The organism is Acidimicrobiales bacterium, from assembly GCA_035533095.1.
In the GTDB taxonomy this organism is placed as follows: Bacteria; Actinomycetota; Acidimicrobiia; order Acidimicrobiales; family Palsa-688; genus DATLUM01.
Map to the genome: position 1 here is coordinate 271,520 of DATLUM010000050.1, position 15,146 is coordinate 286,665.

General features: G+C 69.3%; 18 protein-coding genes. 2 read left to right on the forward strand and 16 right to left on the reverse strand.

All coding sequences use genetic code 11. From position 1 onward, the window contains the following. Positions 1-3: 3 nt before the first annotated feature. From VNF71_06305 to VNF71_06335, 7 genes are all read right to left on the reverse strand, one after another. Positions 4-1,182, reverse strand: a complete 1,179-nt coding sequence (locus VNF71_06305) for an ArsA-related P-loop ATPase (GenBank protein HVA74159.1) — start codon at positions 1,180-1,182, stop codon at positions 4-6. Beyond that, complete coding sequence (locus tag VNF71_06310) at positions 1,182-2,129, reverse strand: ArsA family ATPase (protein ID HVA74160.1); 948 nt, start codon at positions 2,127-2,129, stop codon at positions 1,182-1,184. The genes VNF71_06305 and VNF71_06310 overlap by 1 nt, the downstream gene beginning before the upstream one ends. A 30-nt stretch (positions 2,130-2,159) precedes the next feature. After that, complete coding sequence (locus VNF71_06315) at positions 2,160-2,402, reverse strand: DUF3107 domain-containing protein (GenBank protein HVA74161.1); 243 nt, start codon at positions 2,400-2,402, stop codon at positions 2,160-2,162. Positions 2,403-2,483: 81 nt separating this feature from the next. Continuing rightward, positions 2,484-3,590 (reverse strand): HD domain-containing protein, encoded by a 1,107-nt coding sequence (locus tag VNF71_06320; protein ID HVA74162.1) that lies wholly within the window; start codon positions 3,588-3,590, stop codon positions 2,484-2,486. A 9-nt stretch (positions 3,591-3,599) separates the two neighbouring features. Continuing rightward, positions 3,600-4,337 carry a cytochrome b/b6 domain-containing protein gene (locus VNF71_06325; protein HVA74163.1) on the reverse strand — a complete coding sequence of 246 codons (738 nt, stop codon included), beginning with the start codon at positions 4,335-4,337 and terminating at the stop codon, positions 3,600-3,602. Continuing rightward, entirely contained in the window at positions 4,312-5,367 is a 1,056-nt protein-coding gene (locus VNF71_06330; GenBank protein HVA74164.1) for a molybdopterin-dependent oxidoreductase, read from the reverse strand. Before VNF71_06330 ends, VNF71_06325 begins: the two co-directional genes overlap by 26 nt. 2 nt (positions 5,368-5,369) lie before the next feature. Then, positions 5,370-6,593, reverse strand: coding sequence for an Mrp/NBP35 family ATP-binding protein (locus VNF71_06335; GenBank protein HVA74165.1), 1,224 nt, complete (start codon positions 6,591-6,593; stop codon positions 5,370-5,372). A 45-nt stretch (positions 6,594-6,638) separates the two neighbouring features. Between VNF71_06335 and VNF71_06340 the strand changes: the two genes are divergently transcribed. Together VNF71_06340 and VNF71_06345 are read left to right on the forward strand one after the other, a co-directional pair. Beyond that, complete coding sequence (locus tag VNF71_06340; GenBank protein HVA74166.1) at positions 6,639-7,427, forward strand: helix-turn-helix domain-containing protein; 789 nt, start codon at positions 6,639-6,641, stop codon at positions 7,425-7,427. An 11-nt stretch (positions 7,428-7,438) separates the two neighbouring features. Continuing rightward, complete coding sequence (locus tag VNF71_06345; protein ID HVA74167.1) at positions 7,439-8,578, forward strand: aminotransferase class V-fold PLP-dependent enzyme; 1,140 nt, start codon at positions 7,439-7,441, stop codon at positions 8,576-8,578. A gap of 14 nt (positions 8,579-8,592) precedes the next feature. On the opposite strand, the gene VNF71_06350 is transcribed toward VNF71_06345, so the two are convergent. From VNF71_06350 to ccmA, 9 genes are read right to left on the reverse strand one after another with little or no spacing between them, the layout of a single operon-like run. Further along, complete coding sequence (locus tag VNF71_06350) at positions 8,593-9,357, reverse strand: hypothetical protein (GenBank protein ID HVA74168.1); 765 nt, start codon at positions 9,355-9,357, stop codon at positions 8,593-8,595. 1 nt (position 9,358) lies between these two features. Then, positions 9,359-9,820, reverse strand: a complete 462-nt coding sequence (locus VNF71_06355; protein ID HVA74169.1) for a cytochrome c-type biogenesis protein CcmH — start codon at positions 9,818-9,820, stop codon at positions 9,359-9,361. Further along, the gene (locus VNF71_06360; GenBank protein ID HVA74170.1) at positions 9,817-10,395 is read right to left on the reverse strand and encodes a TlpA disulfide reductase family protein; all 579 of its coding nucleotides are present in this window, start codon (positions 10,393-10,395) and stop codon (positions 9,817-9,819) included. Before VNF71_06360 ends, VNF71_06355 begins: the two co-directional genes overlap by 4 nt. Next, on the reverse strand, positions 10,392-12,365 hold the full coding sequence (locus VNF71_06365; protein HVA74171.1) for a heme lyase CcmF/NrfE family subunit: 1,974 nt from the start codon (positions 12,363-12,365) through the stop codon (positions 10,392-10,394). Before VNF71_06365 ends, VNF71_06360 begins: the two co-directional genes overlap by 4 nt. Continuing rightward, the gene (locus VNF71_06370; GenBank protein HVA74172.1) at positions 12,362-12,880 is read right to left on the reverse strand and encodes a cytochrome c maturation protein CcmE; all 519 of its coding nucleotides are present in this window, start codon (positions 12,878-12,880) and stop codon (positions 12,362-12,364) included. The genes VNF71_06365 and VNF71_06370 overlap by 4 nt, the downstream gene beginning before the upstream one ends. Then, a complete protein-coding gene (locus VNF71_06375) occupies positions 12,871-13,002 on the reverse strand; it encodes a hypothetical protein (GenBank protein HVA74173.1) in 132 nt (43 codons plus the stop codon). The genes VNF71_06370 and VNF71_06375 overlap by 10 nt, the downstream gene beginning before the upstream one ends. Continuing rightward, positions 12,999-13,766 carry a cytochrome c biogenesis protein CcsA gene (gene ccsA, locus VNF71_06380; protein ID HVA74174.1) on the reverse strand — a complete coding sequence of 256 codons (768 nt, stop codon included), beginning with the start codon at positions 13,764-13,766 and terminating at the stop codon, positions 12,999-13,001. Before ccsA ends, VNF71_06375 begins: the two co-directional genes overlap by 4 nt. Beyond that, positions 13,763-14,431 carry a heme exporter protein CcmB gene (locus VNF71_06385; GenBank protein ID HVA74175.1) on the reverse strand — a complete coding sequence of 223 codons (669 nt, stop codon included), beginning with the start codon at positions 14,429-14,431 and terminating at the stop codon, positions 13,763-13,765. The genes ccsA and VNF71_06385 overlap by 4 nt, the downstream gene beginning before the upstream one ends. Then, entirely contained in the window at positions 14,421-15,101 is a 681-nt protein-coding gene (gene ccmA / locus VNF71_06390; protein ID HVA74176.1) for a heme ABC exporter ATP-binding protein CcmA, read from the reverse strand. Before ccmA ends, VNF71_06385 begins: the two co-directional genes overlap by 11 nt. Between the last annotated feature and the right edge of the window lie 45 nt (positions 15,102-15,146).

A 15,146-nucleotide genomic window follows, 5' to 3' on the forward strand; every position in this document is an offset into this window, starting at 1 on the left:
CTCCTACGACCAGATCTTCTCGCCGAGACGCAACAGGCCCGGCAGGTCGTGTATGTCCGAGTCGAACTCCGGAACCGATGTGACTACGTCCGGACGTGCCTCGAGCTCCTTGCGCTGCGCCGCCTCCCGGCGAGCGACCACCGCGAAGTTCCTGAAGTTCTCCCCCACCTCTGCGAGCACCCGCCCGAGCTGGGAGTCGTCGACACCCAAGGACGCCGCGATACCGGCTGAGGCCGCCAGCTCCGGACCGTCGTCGCACAGCCTGACAGCCCGGCGCTCCGCGTCCTCGTCGAGCAGGTAATCGGGCAGGACCTTGTTCAGCACGAGCGCGCCGAGGTGGAACCGCTTGGAGGTCAGTACCTGGATGAAGAACTCGGCCTCCCTGACGGGTGCGGCCTCGAGCGTGCTCACGACGATGAACGTCGTCCTCTTGTCGCGCAGCACCCTCTCCACCGAGCGGGCCCTATCGACGAACCCGCTGTACATGGTCTGGAACAGGATGAAGAACTCCGCGATGTCCTCGAGGAACTGCGATCCGAGCACGCGGTCCGCGACTTGATAGAAGGGACGCGCCGCCATGTTCACCATCCGCGAGCGGTACGGGGCGATCAAGAGGCGCAGCAGCCTCGACGAGAAGAACTCGGCCATGCGTTGAGGAGCCTCGATGAAGTCGATTGCGTTGCGCGTCGGCGGCGTATCGACGACGATCAGATCGAAGTTCCCCTCGGAATGGATCTCGTAGAGCCGCTCCATCGCGATGTAGTCGTGGCTCTGCACGAACTTGCCGGAGATGTTCTGATAGAGCGGATTTGACAGGATCCGCATGGCCGTCTCGCGGTCGGGTGCATGCCTGCGAACCAGCGCGTCCCAGCTCTGCTTCGTGTCGAGCATCGCGGCCCACAGCTCACCGCGTGGTCGGACGCCCGCAGCCTTGAATGCGTCGGGGTCGACCCGGGTCTCGGTGTTGCCAAGGCCATCGAGACCGAGAGCGTTGGCGAGCCGCCGCGCCGGGTCCACGGTCACGACGAGAACCTTCCCTCCGTGGTGGACGGCCGCCATGGCCGCGGCCGCGGCTGCGGTCGTCGTCTTGCCGACACCACCCGACCCGCAGGCGATCACGATCTCCTTGTAGCCAAGGAGCGCATCGATGCTCGACACGTGGTCCTGTTCCGCCCTGGCCATCAATACCCCAGCTCTGCGGACAGCGAGTCTGCTATCTGATGCGTCGCCCGGAGACCGTGCGAACGGAAGAAAACATACGGGAGGTAGAGCATCGGCACCGACGGGTCGATCGCGTCGCGGAGGTGTTCGAGGTGCTCTGTACGCGAACGCCGCATGGTCACGGTGAGCCGTGCCGCTTGCAGCAGCGGCGCGCTCGGCCCACCCAACGCGTCGTCGAGGAGCGACCTGCCTTCGGACGAGTCGAGCCTGTCGAAAACCTCCTCCTCACCGCGGCCGAACAACTCGGGCAGCACCCGGTTCACCACGACAGCGGCGAGATCCACTTTGGTCTCGGAGCGCAGGCGGCCGGTGAGATCGAGCGTCTCGTTGACGGGCATCTCGGCGGGCGTGGCGACGACCACGAGGCCGGTCGTGGCGTGGTTTTCGAGGATCTCCAGCATCCAGCCCGTCTGCTGCCTCACCAGGCCGACCTGAACCAGCTGGTTGATCGCCTGCGGTGCCGAGAGCTGCCCGATGATGTGCCCGGTGGCGGAAGCGTCGACCACGACCAGGTCGTAGTGCCTCTCTCGGACCTCCCAGCAGAGCTTCCCGACGGTCACGATCTCCCGGACGCCGGGAGCGGCCGACGCCACGAAGTCGAACATCTTGGCGAGGGGTCCGACCTTGGCGACCAGGGGGATCTTGAGCTGCAAGGACAGGTACTGCTTGAGGGACGCCTCGGTGTCCATCGACATGGCCCACAGGTTCGGAGCGATCTCGCGTTCTTCGAACCGGGTCGGTCCCGTCTCGAAGAAGTCCGAGAGGTTGCCCTTCGCGTCCACTTCGCACACGAGGGTCCGCTTGCCGCGGCTCGCTCCCAGCCACGCGAGCGCGGCGGCGACGGTCGTCTTACCGGTCCCTCCCTTGCCGGTGACGAAGATCAGCTTGCGGTCCAGCAGGTCGACCATGCCGGGATCCGGTTCCTCTCCGGCCCCGGATCAGCGGACCGCTGAGCCGAACCCCACCCGGCGGTCTTCGCTGCTGGTGTCGAGCTCCACATAGGCCACCTTGGCGGCAGGAATCCCCACACGCCGCCCGCGCCGGTCGGTCAACCAGAGGACACCGCTCTCCGCTGACAGCGCCTTGTCGATGTGGTCGGCGATCGCGTCGGCTTGGGTCCCCTCGGGGAGTTCGACCTCGATCTCCTTTGGGGTCTGGGTGACACCGATACGGACGTCCACGGAGATTCTCCTTGATGAGCTTGCGAGACCATCGTAGGCGCCGGACAGGCGAGGACCGGCGTGGCGATCGCTGCTTGCGCTTCAGTCGCGGTACTGGCTTCGTGGCAGGCGGCTCTCCGGCCACCCGAGGAGCGCGACCGCCTGCGTGCACGCGAAGCGGTCGGTCATGCCGCTCACGTAGCCGACCGAAGCAGCCAGCCGGCCGCCGCCCTCACTCAGGTCGGCCGGCAGGTGCTCAGGATGCGAGACGTAGTGCTCGACCAGGGCCCTGAGCATGGCGATGACGGCTTCCGCCTGGGCCACCGACTCGTCGCGCAGGTAGATCCGCTCGTGGTTGAACCGGCGCAGATCCGCGAGCGCGTCGGCAACCGGCGGGGACAAGCCGACCAGACCGGTGGTCCCGACCGTGGCGATCGCGTCCGAAATGAAGGTCCCCAGCTGCTCCGACCGGCGCGTGCCGCAAGCCTCGACGATGGCCCGGGGGATGCTGTCGGTCGACACGATCCCGGCGTGGACTGCGTCCTCGAGGTCGTGCGCGCAGTAGGCGATGCGGTCGGCGATCCCGACCACCTGCCCTTCGGGCGTGGAAGGGGCGGGCCGCGACCAGGAGTGGTTGCGGATCCCGTCGAGCGTCTCGGTGCAGAGGTTCAACGAAGCGGCGGTGACGTCGGCGCCCCATACGGCGTGGTCGAACCCGGGCACGAACAACTGCATCGCGTCCTCAGAGGCGTGGCCCCCAGGTCCGTGGCCGCAGTCGTGACCCAACGCGATGGCCTCCACCAGCGCCACGTTCAGCCGGCAGGCCCGCGCTATCGCCGACGCTACCTGCGCCACTTCGAGGGCGTGGGTGAGGCGTGTCCGCTGGTGGTCCGCGGGGAACACGAACACCTGAGTCTTGCCTGCCAGGCGCCGGAAGGCCGGGGAGTGGAGGATCCGGTCACGGTCGCGCTCGAAGCACGTCCGCCACCCGTCCGGCTCCTCGGGGACGGCCCGGTCGCCCGCTCCCGCCGCCAACGTCGCCCCCTTCGACAGCTGGGCTGCCTCGAGCTGCTCACGCTCTTCCCGGCGAAGCGGCGACACCTCCACCCGAACGGCATCGTCGCCGGCGTGGGCCAGGCGCACGCCGCCCGGCGACAAGTGGCCGACCATGGTGGAGGCCCACTCCTCGGCCCGGCTGGTGTCGGTCACGAGGCAAAGCTACCGGCGGGGTGTGACCTCCGCTGCGCCAGGCCCGGGCCGTCCCGGCGCTGGTCCGTCCGGCGGGACGTCCTCGTCCTCTAGCCATGCCGGCGCGTGGCGACGCGCCCAGCTTCCAGGCACCCGCCCCGTCCATATCGACCGCAACGCGTCGGGGTCGCGCAACGCCATCCCGACGTGGCCTACGACGACCAAGCCAACAGCGAGCGAGAGCCAGTCGTGCACGAAAGTGGCGCCGGTCCTCCATCCGAGCGGGTACGGGTGGTACCAGCGCATGACGATTCCCGTCGCCAGCATCACCAGGCCGGCGCCGGCGACGAACGCTGCATTCAGCTTCTGGCCGGGGTTGAACTTCCCGATCCGCGCGCCGTCCAGCAACCGCCACCGGTCGCGCCCGCCGCGCAGCAGGGTCCTCATCCAGTCACGGTCGGCATCCGACCACCTGTTCAGCCTCACCAGATCGGCCCGCAGAGCTCTTCCCCACGAGCCGGCGAGGGCGACCACGAGCGGCACGGGCAACGCCAACCCGCAGTACACGTGGATGTTCTCCACCAGGGCGCGCCGCCCCACGATCGATTCGAGCGGTGCGATGTACAGCGCTGCACCGGTCGCGATCAGCACGCCGAACAGCGCCGCGTTCACCCAGTGGACGGCGCGCTCGACCGCGTCGAATCGCAGCAGCGAGGTGCCCCCACGGGCACCCGGCCGGGGCTCAGGTGGACGGGTCGTTACGGCCATTGCTCCTGCCGACCCACGCTTCGACGTCGTAGTTGCCCACGGTCTCCCAGTAGCCGGGCTCGACTTGGTCGACGACCTCTATACGCGAGAGCCACTTGAGCGACTTGTACCCGTACATCGGCGCGACGTACAGGCGCACGGGTCCCCCGTGTTCCACGGAAATCGGCCCTCCGAGCATCGAGTAGGCGACGATCACGTCGGGACGGTTCGCCTCAGCCAAGGTCAGGCTCTCCGTGTACTGCCTGTCAAACGACTCGATCCGCAGCGCCTTGCCCTGAGACTCGACTCCGGCCTGGTCGAGCAGAGCGGAGAGCGCCACACCCTCCCAGTGGACCTTTGGCACCCTCCAGCCGGTGACGCACTGGAAGTCTCTCACCAGCCGCGTCGCCGGCAGCGAGCGGAGGTCGGCGAGACCGAGCTCGAACGGGTTGCGCACCAGTCCGTCCACCCGGAGCCGGTAGGCGGCGTCGGAGACGGTTGGGAAGCCGTCGGTGACGGTATAGATCCGGAACGAGTCGCCCGGCAGCAAGCCTGTGAGGCCCGTGGGGTCGGATCGCTGGATCGGTGCCAGCAGAGAGTCGAGCCCGCCCTGGATTCGCTTCCCGGCGACGATCCCTACCGCCCCGAGGCCGAGCATGCCCAGTACGACACGCCGGCCTACTGGCGTCCCGCGAGTCGCTCCCGCCCGGGGGTCAGGAAGAACCCCTGCAGAGTCTTGAACGCCTGCAGGGTCGGGATGAACGGGCGCGGAGTCCACGGCACCTTGTTGTACGGGGACCGCCGTCCCCAGGGATTGCCCGACGGTCCGCTCCTGGCGCAAGCGCCGGGCCGCTCGGGCCCCGACGGTCCACTCCTGGCGCAAGCGCCGGGCCGCTCGGGCCCCTACGGTCCACTCCTGGCGCAAGCGCCGGGCCGCTCGGGCCCCGACGGTCCGCTCCTGGCGCAAGCGCCGGGCCGCTCGGGCCCCTACGGTCCACTCCTGGCGCAAGCGCCGGGCCGCTCGGGCCCCGACGGTCCGCTTCTGGCTCACGCTCAGCCAAGGGTGAGCTCAGGGTGGAACACCCGCGGGCGCCCCCGGGCGACCAGCGCCCGCGCGATCTCGGTGAAGGCCTTGCCGGCCTCCGATTCGGGATCCGTGGCGGCGACCGGGCTCCCCTCGTCGCCGCCCTGCCGCAACGACGGGTCCAGCGGCACCTGCCCCAGCAATGGCACTTTCAGCGCTGCCGCGAGCTCCTCTCCCCCTCCCTGGCCGAACGGGTACTGCCGCTCCCCCCCGGGTCCGGCCATCCAGCTCATGTTCTCGATGACCCCCCGCAGCGGAAGGTTCAGCTTCTTGGCCATGAAAGCGCTCCGCTGCGCCACGCGGCGTGCGGCGGGCTGCGGGGTCGTGACGACGTAGACCTCCGACGTCGGCAGGTACTGAGCCATCGACAGAGCGACGTCGCCGGTACCGGGAGGCATGTCGACGAGCAGGAATTCCGGGTCACCCCAGTCGACGTCGACCAGGAACTGCTCGAGTGCCTTGTGCAGCATCGGGCCTCGCCAGATGACCGGCTGCTCGTCGTCGATGAAGAATCCCATCGACATGCACTTGACGCCGAACGCGACAGGCGGGGTCATCTTCTGGCCCTTGACCGTCGGTGTCTCGTGCACGCCGAGCATGCCCGGGACGGAGAACCCGTAGACGTCCGCGTCGAGCACCGCCACGTCGTGGCCCTGGCGTGCAAGCGAAACCGCGAGGTTCACCGTGATCGACGACTTGCCGACGCCGCCCTTGCCGGAGCTGATGCCGATGACACGCGTTGCGCTCCGGGGACCGAACTGGTTGGCGCGGCCCTCCTCGTGACCCAAGGGCCGGCGCGCCGGGCCGTGCTGGTGGCCGGCGCCTGTGGCGGCTGCTGGACCGCCACCAGCCTGAACCCCCCCGGTGGATGCCCAGGCCGCGGGGTCGGACTCCCCGCGTCCGGCCAGCTTCACCCTGACAGCCTCCAGCTCCGCCGGCGTCATCGAGGTGAGCTCGACGGCGACCTCTCGCACGCCCTTGACCCCCTCGACCGCGGAGCGGACGCGGCGGGTCACCTCGTCCTTCATCGGGCAACCCGGCACCGTGAGCGCGATCGTCACCGTGACCTGGCCGCGACGGATGTCGACGCCGCGCACCATGTCCAGGTCGACGATGCTCACGTTGAGCTCGGGGTCCGTGACCGGGCGCAGGGCCTCGAGGACCCGTTTCTCATTGACTCCGGTCAGCGCCATCTACTACTCCAGGATTTTCACTATGACGATAGGTAGAATACCCGTGTGGCGAAGCCCCCCGCCGCTCCTGCCTCCCCGGTCACTGCCGCCTCAGCCGGCCCCTGCGCGCCTGCCGGTTCAGGCTCCGGCGACGGAGGCCTGACCGGAGCCCAGTTCTCAGCTGCCGTGGCCGCCGTGACCTCGGCGTTCGGAGACCCGACCCGTCGCCAGATCTACCTCTACGTACGCGAACACGACGATGGCGTCACCGCGTCGGAGGTGGCCGAGCAGTTCGCTCTTCACTCCAATGTTGCGCGCCACCACCTCGACAAGCTCTCCGCCGGCGGCTACCTCGACGTACACGTGCTGCGCCCAGCCGGCGGGGGGGCGGGCCGGCCGTCGAAGCGCTACCGCAAGTCGGCGGTGGAAGCGGGCCTGACCCCGCAGCGCCGCGGCGACGACCTGCTGATCATGCTCCTCGGCGAAGCACTCGCGCTCGTGCCGCCCGGCGAGGCCGAGCAGATGGCGGAGTCGGTGGGTGAGACCTACGGCCGGCGCCTCGCGGACCAGATGTCGCCGGGCGAGAAGCACCGCTCCTTCCGCACCGCGCTGCACGCCATCGCGGACGCGCTGACCGCGCACGGCTTCGAAGCGCATGCCGAGGCCCGTGGGGGCTCACTGGCGTTGATCAAGGACTCCTGCCCCTTCTTCGACACCGCCCGCCAGCATCCCGTCATCTGCGCGGTCGATCGCGGCATGGTGCGGGGAATGCTCAGCGCGCTCTACGGCGAGGCCGTCATCTCGACCGAGTCGTCCCGGGCCCTCGGCGACGACGCCTGCGTCAGCCTCGTCTAGCAAGGTCGGCATTGGCCCGGGCCTACCTCGATCACGGCTCGGCCTCGGCGCTGCGGCCAGCGGCGAAGGAGGCGATGATCCGGTGGTTGGACAGCGCCGATCCCGGGCGGGTGCATACCGAGGGTCACATGGCGAGGGCTGCCCTCGAGGAGGCACGCGAGCAGGTTGCGGCGTTTCTCGGGACGCGAGGACGCCAGGTGGTGTTCACGTCGGGGGCGACGGAGGCGATCAACGCCGCGGTGTTCGGAGCTGTCGCGCGATGGTCCGAGTCAGGCAAGGAGCGGCCCCGCATCGCGCTCGCCGGCGTCGAACACAGCGCTGTACGAGAGGCGTCGGAGCGCCAAGCGGAGATCCGCCTGCTTCCCGTTGACCGTGCCGGGATGATCGATCCTCACGGGGTGACCGAAGCGATCGCCGAGCGCCCGACGACGCTCGTGCACTGCCAGCTCGCGAACCACGAGATCGGGACCATACAGAAGGTAAAAGAGGTGGCCGAGGTGTGCCGCGAGTCCGCGGTGCTACTTCACGTCGACGCGGCCGCAGGAGCGGGGTCCGTCCGGATCGGCTTCGATCAACTGGGAGCCGACTTCCTGTCCGTCTCCGCCGCAAAGCTCGGCGGTCCGCGCGGTTGCGGGGTCCTGCTGATCCGTCGCGGTCTCCGGGTGCCCCCGTTCATCGCCGGAGGAATGCAGGAGCGCGCGCGGCGAGGCGGCCTCGAGAACGTCGCGGCTGCCGCGGGCTTCGGCGCCGCCGCCGCTGAGCTCGCCTCGACTCTCGAACGCGAAGCCGAATCGGCGCGCCGGCTCATGCAGCAGCTCCGCGATGTCGCGCTGTGCATCGATGGCGTGGAGGCGTTCGGTCCTCGCGACGAACGCGACCGCCTGCCCGGGCTCCTCTGCGTCGGCCTCGATCGCGTGGAGGCAGAACCGGTGCTCGTCGGGCTCGACCGCGCCGGCGTGGCTGCGCACTCGGGCAGCTCGTGCTCCTCCGAATCCTTGGAACCTTCGCCGGTCCTGGAGGCGATCGGCGCCGATGCCGACCACAGCCTCCGCTTCACCGCGGGATGGTCGACGACCGAAGAGGACGTGCGGATGGCTTGCGAGGCACTTCCGGCGGTCGTCGCCCGCTTGCGCGCTATGGCGCCCGGTTAAGAGGTTCTCTGGCGCTACTGCTGCGACGCCCGCACCTGCGCCTGCTGCAACGCCTGGCGCACCTTGGGTGCCAGCTGAGGGTCGGGCGAGTGACCCAGGTACCACTGCAGCTCGGGGATCGCGTCCGCGTAGTCGTCCTCGCTCAGCAGCGCGATCCCCCTGTAGAGATGAGCGGGCGCGTAGTCCGGCGCGGCGCGCTCGGCGGCCGAGAGCATTCCGAGGCCCTCCTTGAGCAAGGCGGGCTGCTGCGTCTGGGCGAGCAACCAGCCCTCCCCTGTCAACGCCTCCGGCTGGCGGGGCTGCGAGGCGAGGATCTTCTGGTACGCCTTCAAAGCCGTGACGTCGTCACCCTTCGACATCGCCTTCTGCGCGGCCAGCAGCTGAGCCGCCACCTGCTCGGAGCCGAGAGCCTGGCCGGTGATCTGCTGGCCCGGCAGACGAGTCGCCGACGACTCGACGACAGCCCAGCATGCTCCCGCCACGACCACCACGACACCGACGGCTGCGCCCGCACGCCGGCGCCAGGACGTCCTGTACCTGGGCGGATCAGGGGTAGCGGCCGCGCCGTTGAGAGAAAGTTCGACAGGCGCAGATGGCTCGCTCGCGGGGGGAACGTCGCCGAGAGCTTTCAGGGCCGCGGCCGCCCGAACCGTGTACGAGTCACGGAGGGTGTGGTAGTCGGCGTCGTCGATGTCGCCGGCGGCGAACTCCACGTCGAGATCCTTCAGCGAGCGCAGGCAGAAATCGCGCTCTTCCTCCAAAGCCTCGCGGTAGGACATCTCAGCCGTGCAGGGCCTGCTCGACGAGCGCTCGGTCCGACTCGTCCGGAGCTTCAGGCGACAACCTCCTGCCCCAACGACGGAACGCGATCACCAACCCGCCTGCCGCCGCTATCACCGCTATCACCGGCACGACCCACACCACGACGCCGACGCCCTTTGCCTCGGGCTTCTCCAGGATCCCAACGCCGTATGCGTTCACCAGGCTCGCCAAGATCTGGTTCTCCGACTCGCCCGCTTGCAGGTCCTCACGGATCTGCTTGCGGATCAGCACCGACGCCGGCGCCGGCGACTGGGCAGCCGACTGGCCTTCGCAGACGGGGCAGCGCACTTCAGACGCGATGTGCATCGTCCTCGCGTCGAGGCTCGTATCCGTACCGGACCGGTTGGCCCCGATGGCGAGCGCCACGGCCACGACGATCAGCAGCACCGCCCAAGGAATCCAGCGACGGACCGTCTTCACAGCTTGGTCGAACTCCGGATCACCGCGTCGAGTTGCGCTGCGTTCACCCCGCCCACGTATTTCGCGATCACAGTGCCTGCCGGGTCCACCAGGTAGCTCTCAGGCAGCCCTCCGACGCCGTAGTCGACCACCGCCGACCCGTCGTCGACGGCGGGCCAGGTCGCACCTTGAGCTTTCAGAAAGCTGGCGAGGTTCGGGATGTCCTGGTCGTCGTAGGCGACGGTCAAGATCGTGGCGTCGCCGGAGGAGTGGTCGCGCTGGAAGGCAAGAAGCTGGGGCATCTCCTGCCTGCACGGCACGCACCAGCTGGCCGCGAAGTTCACCAGCACCCACTTCCCCGAGAAGCTCGAGAGGGTGACGCTTCCGGTCCCGCCGACGACCCTGCCGCTGATCGCCGGCGCCGGCCTCCCGACGAGCGGGCTCTGCGCGGTCACCTGGCTGGCGGGGCTCGAAGATGCAAGAACCGCCACCAGCACCGCGATCACCGCGCCCACACCGGCGGACACCCACAGCACCGTGCGCCTCGTGCCCCGCGGGCCGCGGGTCGCGACCGTCGCGTCTGCGGTGGACGTCACGGGGTTCCCACCATGACCGGGATCTCCTCTGCACCGACCGTGGCGCCGACCGGGTCGGTCGGCCTACGCCGGCGCCTGCCGGGCCACGCTGAGAGCGCCGCGCCGGCGATGATCACGCCGCCGCCGACCCAGATCCACATGACAAGCGGCTCCACGATCACCCCGACCACGACCGGCCCGCCCGCTGCCGGCGGCGTTGAGTCCAGCGTCAGGTAGATGTCGCTTGCCGGCCCGGTGCGCACCGAAGGAGTGGGGACCTCCTCGCTGGCGAAGGGGTAGTCGCTGATCGCCGGGGCGTACACCTTTCCCCCGTCGACGCGAACGTCCGCTGCGACGGCGCTGTGGGTGGCGAAGCTCTCGCTGCGCATCCCCAGGAACTTGAACGTGTGCCCGTCGAAATGCGCGGTCTGGCCGGGCTTCAGGGACAGTTGGGTCTGATGGGCGAACGAATGACTCGCAGCAAACGCGACCGCGATCATCACGACTCCGAGGTGGACGATCATCCCCCCGTTCGCCCTTCCGACGAAACCGCGCCAACCCTGCCGGCGGGTGGCGAGGACAACCTGCCGCAACGCCGAGGCGCCGGCGAAAGCACCGAGCCCGAACGCGAGCAGCGGGTTGAGCCCGCGCACGCCACCGGCGACGCACGCGACGAGAACACCCGCCGCCGCGCACGCGGGCCAGAACAAGCGGTGGCGGAGCAGCTCTCCCGACGCCTTGCGCCACGGCAGCACCGGCGCGATCGCCATCAAGAACAGCAGGCACACCACGACCGGCATCGTCATCCGGTCGAAGTACGGGGCCCCGACCGTGATCTTCTGCCCGGCGAGCGCCTGCGCTATAAGCGGGAAGATCGTGCCGAGGAGCACTATGAGAGCGAACGCACCGAACAGGAGGTTGTTGGCGAGGAACGCCCCTTCTCGTGAGAGAGGCGAATCGATCGCGCCGGGCGAACGCAGCCGGTCGCCGCGCCACGCGATGAGCGCGATCCCTCCGGCGGCTATCACGCCGAAGAATGCAAGCAGGGCCGCGCCGATCCCCGTGTTGTCGAACGAGTGCACCGACTGGAGCACACCGGACCGGGTTAGGAACGTCGCGAGGATCGTCAGCGCGAACGTTGCGATCACGAGTGACAGGTTCCAGACTCGTAGCATGCCGCGTCGTTCCTGGACCATCACCGAGTGCAGGAACGCTGTGCCGGTCAGCCAAGGGATGAAGGCGGCGTTCTCGACCGGGTCCCACGCCCAGTACCCGCCCCAGCCGAGCACCTCGTAGCTCCACCACGCTCCGAGGATCACGCCGGCGGTGAGGAAGGCCCACGCGAAGAGCGTCCACCGGCGCGTCTCGATCAACCAGCCCTCGCCCACCCTGCCGGTTATGAGGCTGGCGCACGCGAACGCGAACGGGACGGTGAAGCCGACCAGGCCGAGGTAGAGCATCGGCGGGTGGAACGCGACGAGGATGTGGTTCTGCAACAACGGGTCCGGACCGGGCCCGTCGGTCGGCGTGGCACCGTGAATTGTCGCGAACGGGTTGGACACCGTCGCCATGAGGCCGAAGAAGAAGGCTGCTACCGCGAAACCGATCGCCGTCGCCCAGCCGACAAGCGCGTCGGCCGTCCGGCGGCGGAAATGGAAGGCTACGGCTGCGAGGTACAGCGCCAGTATCAGGCCCCAAAGCAGGATCGAGCCGGCGAGGTTGGACCACATCGCGGTGATGCGGAACACAGGTGGTGTCGCGAGGCTGTCGTTGTTGGCGACGTACTGCAGGGAGAAATCGCGCGTCCACAGCGCGTGCTCCAACGCCGCCGTCGCGACGACCGCTCCGAGCAGGATCACCCAGGTGTACGTCCGTCCCACCCGCAGGAGGTTCTCCCGGCCGCTGACGAGACCGGTCACGAGCACGCCACAACCGATGACGGCGCCGGCAAGGGCGAGTAGGACGGCGGCTTCACCGATCGCCGCGTTCACGGCGTCCCCGTGGTCGTGGGGGTTTGCGGTAGCTGCGATTTCAGCCGGTCGGGGTGCGCCTCGGTGTAGCTCGCCGAGTGCTTCACCATGATCTGATCGGCCTGGTACACGTCGCCCTGCCAGTGACCTTCGAGGACGACCGGAATCCCGGGCTTGAACAGTTGCGGCGGCTGCTGGCCGTCCACCACGGGAACGCTGACCCCGTTGGCGATGATCGAGAACTTCGTCATCCCGCCGGCCTGCTCGACGCCGGGTTCCACCGTCCCTTCGATGCGGAACTGCCGCGTGCCGAGCGACGAGCGGTCGGCGACCGCCTGGTCGGCTGTCTTGAAGTACACCGTGGCGTTGTCTAGCCCCTCGAAGAGCAGAAAACCGAGCGCCCCGGCAACGACGATCCCCGCGACGGCGCGCCGGCGCCACGAGGTCAGGTAGGCGCGACGGCGCAGGCGCGGAGCGGGAGGCACACCCCCGCCGGCCAGAGGCAACGATGAGTCGGTCGCCGTGTTCAGCGCCACGTCTTCTCGCCGTTCGGAGCCGAGCGACGCGCGAGCACCTTGCCGCGGCGGATGGTCCGCCAGGCGTACACGATGACAAGCGCAGCCGTGGCCCCCCAACCACCGGCGACGTACCCGTTCACAGCTCGACCTCCGCGCCCACGCGCGGGGCCACTCCCGCCGGCGCGATCACACCGCCCTCGGCGCGGCGCTCCATCAGGGCCGCCGCGAAGCCATCTTCCTCGAAGCGGTCCTCGAGCACCTCAACCCGGTATCGGTGGACCAGCAGCCACGAGAAGAGCAGCGCGTACGCCACGAACGACGCCAGCATGCTGACCAGCTGCCACCCATGGATGCTCGGGTTGGAGCGCAGCAGGGTGTTGCCCTGGTGGAGCGTCTGCCACCACGTGGTCGCTTCATGGTCGACCGGGACGAGCACCGCCGCCATGACGGCCGCTATCGCGCAACGCCGGGCCCTCGAGTCCGGGTCCCCGCCGGTCCGGCGCAACGCGAGGTAGCCAACGAACACAGCGAACAGCAGCGCCGTCAACGTCAGGCGCGCGTCCCACGTCCACCACACCCCCCAGGAGCCCCGGCCCCAGATCGAACCCGACACCAGCGTTATGGCGCAGAAGAGCACACCCACCTCCGCCGACGCGGCGGCGAGGCGATCCCACCTCCGGCTGCGGGTCCGTGGCCACAGGTAAGCGAGGCTCGCGAGCGCGCACAGGCCGAAGCCGGCGTAGCAGGCGGTAGCCGCGCCGGGGTGCACGTAGATGAGCCGAACCAGCTGGCCCTGTGTCACGTCCGGCGGCGACACCACCAGGCCCAGCCATGCCGTCACCGCGACGGCGACGAGAGACGCCGCGCCTAGCACGCGGGTCACGCGGTCCGCGGTGCCGTTCACGCTTCCTCCAGCAGCGTCGCGAACCCTACGACGCCTAGGGTGAGGTAGATCGCATCGAACGCTCCGAGAAGGATGAGCCAGCGCCAGCCATCGGTCGCGGATAGGCCCAGTGCCGCCATCCAGCATTGCGTGGCACCCAGGATCACCGGGGCGACGACGGGAAGAACGAGCAGCGGCAGCAGCGTCTCGCGCACCCGAAGGCCCGCGGCCATCATCCCGTACACCACGCCGGCGGCCGCCAATCCCACCGTCGCAGCAGCAGCGCTCAGCACCAGAAGACCCGGATCGGTCAGGTCGGTCCCGAAGAGCACCACGACCCCGACCCCGAGGATGACCTCGAGAGCCGCTAGCTGCACCGCAACCGCGGCGACCTTCCCGAGGAACACGCCGGCGGGATCCAGACCGCTCAGCCGAAGACCATCGCGAGCCCCGTCCGCCGCCTCCACCGCGAAGCTGCGCTGCACCGACAGCAGCGCGCACAGGAGCACCGCCACCCAGAACAGACCCGGTGTCACCCTGGAGAGAAGCGTGTGGTTCTGGTCGAACGCGAAGCCGAAGAGCAGCAGGACGAGGATGGCGTACGGAGCCACCTGTGTCGTGGTAACCCGGCTGCGCATCTCGACCCTCAAGTCCTTCCCTCCCACGAGGAGCGCGTCACGCCACATTCGCCGGGCTCCTCGGGGGCAAAGACATCACGTCGACGCTCGTGGCGCCGCCAGCGAGGGTCACCGTCCGCGCAGCGAGCGAACGAGCGCGCTCGTGCTCGTGGGACGCCAGCACCACGGTCGCACCGCGCGCCGAAGCCTCGCGGACAGCCGCGTCCAGCACGTCACGATGTTCGGAATCGAGCCCCGCGTGAGGCTCGTCGAGCAACCAGACCTCGGGGTCGCGCGCCACGAGCACCGCGATGGCGGCGCGCCGGCGCTGCCCGGCGGACAGCGCTGCGACCGGCGTGTCGGGTAGGCGACCGGTCAGACCGAGGCGCTCGAGCGAAGGAGCGACCTTGTCGAGCGAACCACGCGCGGCACGGACGGCGAAGCGCACGTTCTCCGCGACGCTCAGGTCGTCGTAGAGGAAGCTGGAGTGGCCGAGCATGCCCACCCGCCGCCGGACGGCTCTCGGATTGGAGACGAGGTCCTCGCCGAGCACCCAGGCCTCGCCCGCGACCACTGGAAGCAGGCCGGCGCAAGCCCGCAAGAGGCTGGTCTTGCCGGCGCCGTTGGCGCCTGCGACCGCGACGATCTCGCCGGCGGCCACCTCGAGGTCCACGCCCGCCAGGACGGGGAATCGGCCGACCAGAGCAACAGCAGAACGAAAACAGATGACGGGGTCCATGGCGGCCGCATAAACCGTACCTACAACCGGTCACCCGCTGCCATC